Source organism: Verrucomicrobiota bacterium, from assembly GCA_016871535.1.
Lineage (GTDB): Bacteria > Verrucomicrobiota > Verrucomicrobiia > Limisphaerales > SIBE01 > VHCZ01.
On the sequence record VHCZ01000304.1, the window covers coordinates 1 to 7,070 of the forward strand.

3 protein-coding genes are annotated in these 7,070 nt (G+C 61.5%); 2 read left to right on the plus strand and 1 reads right to left on the minus strand.

All coding sequences use genetic code 11. The annotated features are described in order from the left end of the window. Positions 1-173 (minus strand): prepilin-type N-terminal cleavage/methylation domain-containing protein (locus FJ398_24480; GenBank protein ID MBM3841051.1); only part of this gene is annotated, 173 nt, incomplete at its 3' end. 265 nt (positions 174-438) lie between these two features. On the opposite strand from FJ398_24480, the gene FJ398_24485 reads away from it, so the two are divergent. Together FJ398_24485 and FJ398_24490 are read left to right on the plus strand one after the other, a co-directional pair. Beyond that, positions 439-2,592 (plus strand): acetylxylan esterase, encoded by a 2,154-nt coding sequence (locus FJ398_24485; protein ID MBM3841052.1) that lies wholly within the window; start codon positions 439-441, stop codon positions 2,590-2,592. A 208-nt stretch (positions 2,593-2,800) separates the two neighbouring features. Further along, positions 2,801-6,850, plus strand: coding sequence for a hypothetical protein (locus tag FJ398_24490; GenBank protein ID MBM3841053.1), 4,050 nt, complete (start codon positions 2,801-2,803; stop codon positions 6,848-6,850). Positions 6,851-7,070: the final 220 nt, after the last annotated feature.

Consider the following 7,070-nt stretch of genomic DNA (forward strand, 5'->3'; position numbering starts at 1 on the left):
ATCGTGATCTGCCGCATGTTGTTTTTGCAGAGCGACGAGCGCCCGCCTTCCTTGGCCTTGCTCAGCGCGGGCAGAAGCATGCCGGCCAGGATGGCGATGATGGCAATGACGACGAGCAATTCGATAAGAGTGAACCCGGTTCGAGAAGGAGTAGAGGCACGCTGTGTTTTCATGGGCTGTAACGGAGGTTAGCCATGACACATTGAAGAATGCAATTCGCGAATGCGTAGCGGAGACGGACTGCGGGGCCAAAGTAGCGCAGAATCTGCGCTACTTCTCCAACGGGCTTGCCGGTCCGCGAAAGGCGCCGCATTTTCATTCGCCAAAATTGGAGCGCTCGCTAAGCTTGGGCGAATGACCACTTCCCCATGCTTACGCCCGGCGGGTTGCTCTCGGTTAACCATCGCGTTCGGTTTTGCGTCCGTCGCCTTCGCCTTCATGGCCGCGCTGGCCGCTGACGCCGCGCCGCGCGCTTTGGAGAACGGCCACCTCCCAAACGACGCGCGGCTCCAGCCGCCGAAGGATTTGGATGGCTATTTCCCGTTCACGCCGCCGGCCACCACGGAGGAATGGTCCCGGCGCGCGGAAGCTCTCCGCCGCCAAATGCTCGTGGCGCTCGGCCTCTGGCCCATGCCCGCGAAAACGCCGCTCAATCCCGTCGTTCACGGCAAGATCGAGCGCGACACCTACACGGTTGAGAAGGTCTTCTTCGAAAGCGCGCCCGGATTCTTTGTCACAGGCAATCTCTATCGCCCGAAAGGCAAAAGCGGAAAACTGCCCGGCGTGCTTTGCCCGCATGGACATTGGAATAATGGGCGCTGGACCGACGCCGGCGCGGACGGCGTCCGCAAGGAAATCATCATGGGCGGCGAGCGATTCGAGGAGGGCGGACGCAGCCCCTTGCAGGCCCGTTGCGTTCAACTCGCTCGCATGGGTTGCGTGGTGTTTCACTACGACATGATCGGCTATGCCGACAGCACGCAGCTCTCCTTTGATCTGGCGCATCGCTTCTCCAAGCAACGGCCGGAGATGAACGCGCCGGAACACTGGGGCTTGTTCAGCCCGCAAGCCGAAGCGCATCTGCAAAGCACCCTGGGGCTGCAAACCTTGAACTCGATTCGCGCCCTCGATTTCATGCTCGCCTTGCCGGATGTGGATTCGCAACGCATCGCCGTGACCGGCGCCAGCGGCGGGGGCACGCAGACGTTTATTTTGTGCGGGATTGATCCGCGTCCGGCGCTGGCCTTTCCCGCCGTCATGGTCTCCACCGCGATGCAAGGCGGCTGCACGTGCGAAAACGCGAGCCTCCTCCGCGTGGGCACGGGCAACGTCGAGTTCGCCGCGCTATTTGCTCCCAAGCCCCTCGGCCTGACTTCGGCGGAAGATTGGACGCGCGAAATGGCGGCCAAGGGTTTTCCGGAACTGAAGCAGCACTACAAACTGCACGCAGCCGCTGACCACGTCATGCTCAAACGCGGAGACGGTTACTTCGGCCACAACTACAATTATCCCAGCCGCGCCGCCCTCTACAGTTGGCTGAACAAGCATTTCAACCTCGGATTCAAAGAGCCCATCGTCGAGGAAGATTACAAACGGCTCACGCAGGCGGAGATGTCGGTCTGGGACGCGCGGCATCCTCAACCGGAAGGCGGGCCCGATTTTGAGAAGAAGCTGTTGCGCTGGTGGACGGAGGACGCGCAGCGGCAACTGCAGCAAGCACGACAATCGCCGGAGGAATTTCGCAAACTCTTCGGCGGCGCAGTCCAGGCGATTTTCGGCCGCGGCCTGGCGGACGTGGGAGTCGTGGAATGGGAACTGAAAGAGAAGAACGACCGGGGACGCTATCTCGAAATGAGCGGCCTCCTGCGAAGCGCGGCTCACAAAGAAGAACTGCCCGCGCTCTTTCTTCACCCGAAGGAATGGAACGGACGCACGGTGATCTGGATCGACGAGCCAGGGAAGGCGGGGCTGTATGCCGCCCGGGAGGTCGGTTCCCGTCCGCGTCCGGAAATTCAAGAGCTGCTCGATTCGGGCGCGAGTGTCGCGGGAGTTGACTTGCTTTTTCAGGGCGAATTTCTGGCTGGCGGCGAGCCTGTGACCAAAACGCGGCGCGTGAAGAACACTCGCGAGGCTGCGGCGTACACATTCGGCTACAACCCTTCCCTGTTCGCTCAACGCGTGCACGACATCCTCACGGTGGTGTCGTTCGTGCGAAACTACGAGCGCAGATCCGAGCGCGTCGATCTGGTCGGTCTCGGAGCCGCGGGCCCTTGGGCCGCAGCGGCGCGCGCCCTGTTGCGGGGCGCCGTGGACCGCGCGGTCGTGGACACCGGCGGCTTCCGCTTTGGAAACGTGCGAGAGATTCATGACGTGAACTTCCTGCCGGGCGGCGCCAAATACGGCGATCTTCCCGGAATGCTTGCGCTGGCTGCTCCAGGAAAGTTGTGGCTGGCCGGCGAAGGCAAAGAGGCTCCGGACATTGTCAAAGCCGCTTACGAAGCCGAGGCCGGGCAAAACAATTTGACCGTGTTCGAGGGGACCGCGGAACAGTCTCGCGCCGCGGCCGTCAAATGGCTCTTGCCCAAGAACTGAGCCGAAACTACACACTCGCGGATGAACGCCGTGTCGCTCTCGACGTAACGGCGGCTGCGAACCGTGATCGACACATCCTCGGCGGGATTGCCTCCGACGACTTCCAGCATTCCGTTCATGATCTGCTGCTGCAGCGTCTCTCGGGAGAGATACCGTGTGCCGCGCTTCGTCTCGTTCTTGTCCCCGATGCGGATCGTTTCGGTCGTCAATGACCTTCACCGCGATCTGTCCATGCTCACCCGCGACGAAAGGAGCGCTCACCGCGCCGTTTTCCGGGCCAAAGACGATGGCCACGGGTGATGTGGCGCCGACATTCTTGTCGGCGGGTTCGGGCGACTTTCCAGTCGCCCGTTCGGAACTGCGGACTGGAAAGTCCGCAGAACCCGCAGGCTGGAAAGCCTGCGCTACTACCGCCTCTGCCGACAGCGACAATGACTTCGCCGGAGGGCGAATGTGTTTCAGTTGCTTGCGACCGTTCATGTCGCAGTTGCTGTGCGAGCAAGTGGTCGGTCGAGGCTTGCGCCGGGCCAGTTACGAGGTGGGCCAGGACGGGCTGATGTCCGAGGAGGTGGCAAAGGCCAGCTTCAGGATCAACGTAACCGAGCGAGGAAATCGGCTCCGGTGTCAGGCGCGGAATCGGGTCTTTGTCGTAGCGGCCGTTCATCCGATAGACGCGGTAGCCTTTGATCCTTTGCTCCGGATTGGCGGCCCACTTCAGATGAAAGGACGTTCCTTCCTCCTTCGCAAAGAATCCTTGCGTCGCCGAGGGGATCGTCAGGCAGAATGTGGACGGCCCGCTTTCGATTATGTCGCGTGGCGCAAATCATACGGAACTCCAGTTTATAGAAGATTCGCAAGCGCCCCGGCGTTGCACAACACGAAAGAACGAGAACACTCGACTTCCACAAACTTGCATCCCCTCCAATCAGCCGCTACTTTTCCCATGTTCATGAAAAAGACCGTTTTCAAGCTTCCTGCGATCCTTCCCTTCGTCCTTCTGCAGTCCTTCGCCCTCTCTGTGAGTGGCGCCGAGGACAAGATAGCCGCGCCGGACCAACCCAAAGGATTGATCATCGCCGAGGTCAAGCGAAGTCAACCCGTCGATTTCCAAAGCGACATCCTGCCGATCTTCAAAAACAATTGCCTGGCCTGCCACAATCAGACCAAAGCCAAGGCGGAACTCATTCTCGAAACGCCGCAAACCATCCTCAAAGGCGGCGACTCCGGCCCCGCCGTTGTCCCCGGCAAAAGCGCGGAGAGTTTGCTCCTCAAAGCCGCCGCGCATCAGACCGACACCGTCATGCCGCCGCGCGACAACAAGGTGAACGCTTCGAACCTCAAGCCCGAAGAACTGGGCCTGATCAAACTTTGGATCGACCAAGGCGCGAAAGGTGAAGTCCGCGCGGCCGCCCCCGTGGTGTGGAAGCCGCTGCCGGACGCGTTGCACCCGATTTTCGCCGCCGCCGTCACCGGCGACGGCCAATTCGCCGCTTGCGGGCGCGGCAATCAGATTTTCATCTATCACCTTCCCTCCAAACAACTGGTAGCCCGGCTGACGGACCCGGAGTTGATTCGCTCCGGCTTGTATCGCGAGCCCGGCGCGGCGCATCGCGACATGGTGCATTCGCTCGCGTTCAGTCCCGACGGCAACCTCCTGGCTTCCGGCGACTATCGCCAGGCGAAAATCTGGCGCCGCCCGCGCGACGTGCAGAAACTCCACGTGGCGGGAACCGCCGGGCACTCCGTGCAAACCTTGGCCCTCAGCCCGGACGGCAAATGGCTCGCGTTCGCGCGCGACGACAAAACAATCAAGCTGCTGTCGATCGCCGATGGCAAAGACGCCAAACTCCTGACCGGCCACGAGAAGACGATCCACAGCCTCAAGTTTTCACCGGACGGCACCAAGCTGGTCTCCGGCGCCGACGACAAAACGATTCGCGTTTGGGATGTGCGGGAAGGCGAATTGTTCGCGCAGGGCATCGGTCCGGCGGAGGTTCGCGCGGGCGCCTGGCTGGCCGACGGAAAACGCATCGTTGCGGGCGGCACGGACAACAGCATTCGCGTGTGGACCTTGCCCGAGACTGCGAAAGGCGAGTTGGCGTCGGTTAAGGAACTCAAAGGCCACGAAGGCGCGGTGACTTCTCTTGAAATCATTCCCGTCGCCGCCAATGAAATCCTCTCCGGGAGCGCCGACGGTTCGGTCCGGCACTGGAACCTCGAAACCGGCAAACTCGTGCGCGAGATGAAACACGGCGCCCCGGTGGCGTCCGTCGCGGTGCGCAGCGACGGCAAGCGCTTCGCTTCGGCCGGCGCCGGTCCCGCCGCGAAACTCTGGGACGCGGAAAACGGCAAGTTGATCGCCGAGCTCAAAGGAGACCGTTACGCCTCCGAACTCGTGATCGCCACCGAGCGCGAACTGAGTTTCGCGAACGGTGAAATCAATTACCGAAAATCCTCCATCCAGAACGCCGAGAAGGAACACAAGGCCCAAGAGGATCGCATCAGGAAAGCAACCGAAGCTCAGCAAGCCGCCGCAAAAGCTCTTGACGAAAAGAAGAAAGCGCTCGACTCCGCGACGGGGGCCAAGACGGGCGCGGACAACGCTCTGGCCGAACTCAACGCCGAACTCAAAACCGTGACCGAGCAATACCAGGCCGCCGAAAAAGCCGCGCAAAAGGCGGCTGCGGCTGCCAAGGCAGCCTTGGATCGGGCCCTGCAAATCAAGGTTCCGGCAGATGAAGCCGCCGAGACGAAAGCGATCAGCGAAAAGGTCGCGACCGACACGGCGTCCGTCGCAGCGAAAACCAAAGCCGCCGCCGGCAGCCAAAGCGAAGGGGATGCCAAAGCCGCGGCGGAGAAGATTGCGGCCGATGCCGATTCCGTCGCTGCGCGCGCCAAAGCCGTCGCGGCCAAAGTAGCGGCAGACGCCGATGCGAAAGCTAAAGCTGTAGCCCAGGCAAAAGGCCTGGTGGAGAAGGCCCTTGAAGAAGCCGCCGAAAAAGCCTTCGCGCAAGGCCAGCTCAAACCGCGCTTCGACCAGATTACCAAGGAGGCGCCGGAACGAAAAAAGAAGGCCGAAGAAAAGATCGCCTCCACGACAAAGGCGCGCGACGACGCCGAGAAAGATCTCAAGAAGACCGAAATAGCCAAGTCCTCGGCCGAGCATGAATTGGAACTGGCGAAGAATGCCGAGAAACTGGCGGTTGCGGCGGTGGCCGCCGCGAAATCCGCTCTTCAACTCGCCGAGGAAACGCAAAAGAAGATCGATGCCGGGTTGAAGAATGCCAAAGAGGCGGTCACCCAGGCCGAGCGTTTGATCCGCGCCGTTGCCTTTTCTGCGGACAATCTCACCCTGGCGACCGCGGGTGAGGATGCCTTGATTCACACCTGGAGCGCGGATGCCGGCGCACCATTCGAAACGCTCCGCGGCGTTAAAGCGCCCGGGGCTGCGCTCGCCTTCGCTAAGGACGGCGACCTGTTCGCGGCTTCATCCGATCCCGGCGTTCTGGCGTTCGATTTGAATCCAGAATGGAAACTCGAACGAGTGATCGGGACGAGCGACGCCACTTCGCCGCTGGCGGATCGTGTCCAGGCGCTCCGATTCAGTCCGGACGGCCAGCGCCTGGCGAGCGGCAGCGGCGAGCCCACGCGGGGCGGTGAGATCAAGCTTTGGGAGGTTGCAACGGGCAAACTGCTCGAGGATTTCAAGAACGTTCACAGCGACATGGTGTTCAGTCTGGATTTCACGGCGGACGCGAAATATCTCGCTTCCGGGGCGGCCGACAAATTCGTGCGGGTGATCGATCTTGCGAGTGGCAAAGTCGTCAAATCGTTCGAGGGGCACACGCATCACGTCCTGGGAGTGAGCTGGAAGCGCGACGCCCGGACGTTGATGAGCGCGGGCGCGGACAACGTGATCAAAGTCTGGGATTTCCTCACGGGCGAGCGGAAGAAAAACATCGACGGCTTCAACAAGGAAGTGACCGCCATCAGTTTCATCGGCATCACGGACCAGGCGGTAGCCAGTTCCGGCGACAATCAAGTCCGCGTCGTGAAGGACAACGGCGAAAAAGGCCGCTCCTTCGATGGCGTCGCCGATTTCATGTACGCTGTCGCCGTCACGCCGGACGGGAAAACGGTGATCGCCGGCGGCCAGGACGGCGTGTTGCGCGTGTGGAACGGTACGGATGGCAAGGCGCTGGCGACTTTCACGCCGCCGAGCCCAGGAGCCAGGTTGGTCGAGGCACGGGCGAAATAGCGCGCTTTACAGGTGGTCATCCATCCCAGAATGCCACCGCCTTCTGTTGTTCTGGCAAAACTTCCCGGCTCGAACTTTGAACTTGAAGCCTTAAGAGCGTGTCCGAAAATTGCGCGGGGTCCTGCGGCGAGGGATTTTGGCTGTGGCCAAGGCGGCGAGGTCCGAGCATCCCCAACGCGGGCTGTAAGGACCGAGCCAACGCAGGCCACGGACAAAAGAC

What these genes read in the sequence shown, in the direction of transcription:
- FJ398_24485 (MBM3841052.1), top strand. Translation starts at nt 439, where the DNA reads ATGGCCGCGCTGGCCGCTGACGCCGCGCCGCGCGCTTTGGAGAACGGC.
- FJ398_24490 (MBM3841053.1), top strand. Translation starts at nt 2,801, where the DNA reads ATGACCTTCACCGCGATCTGTCCATGCTCACCCGCGACGAAAGGAGCG.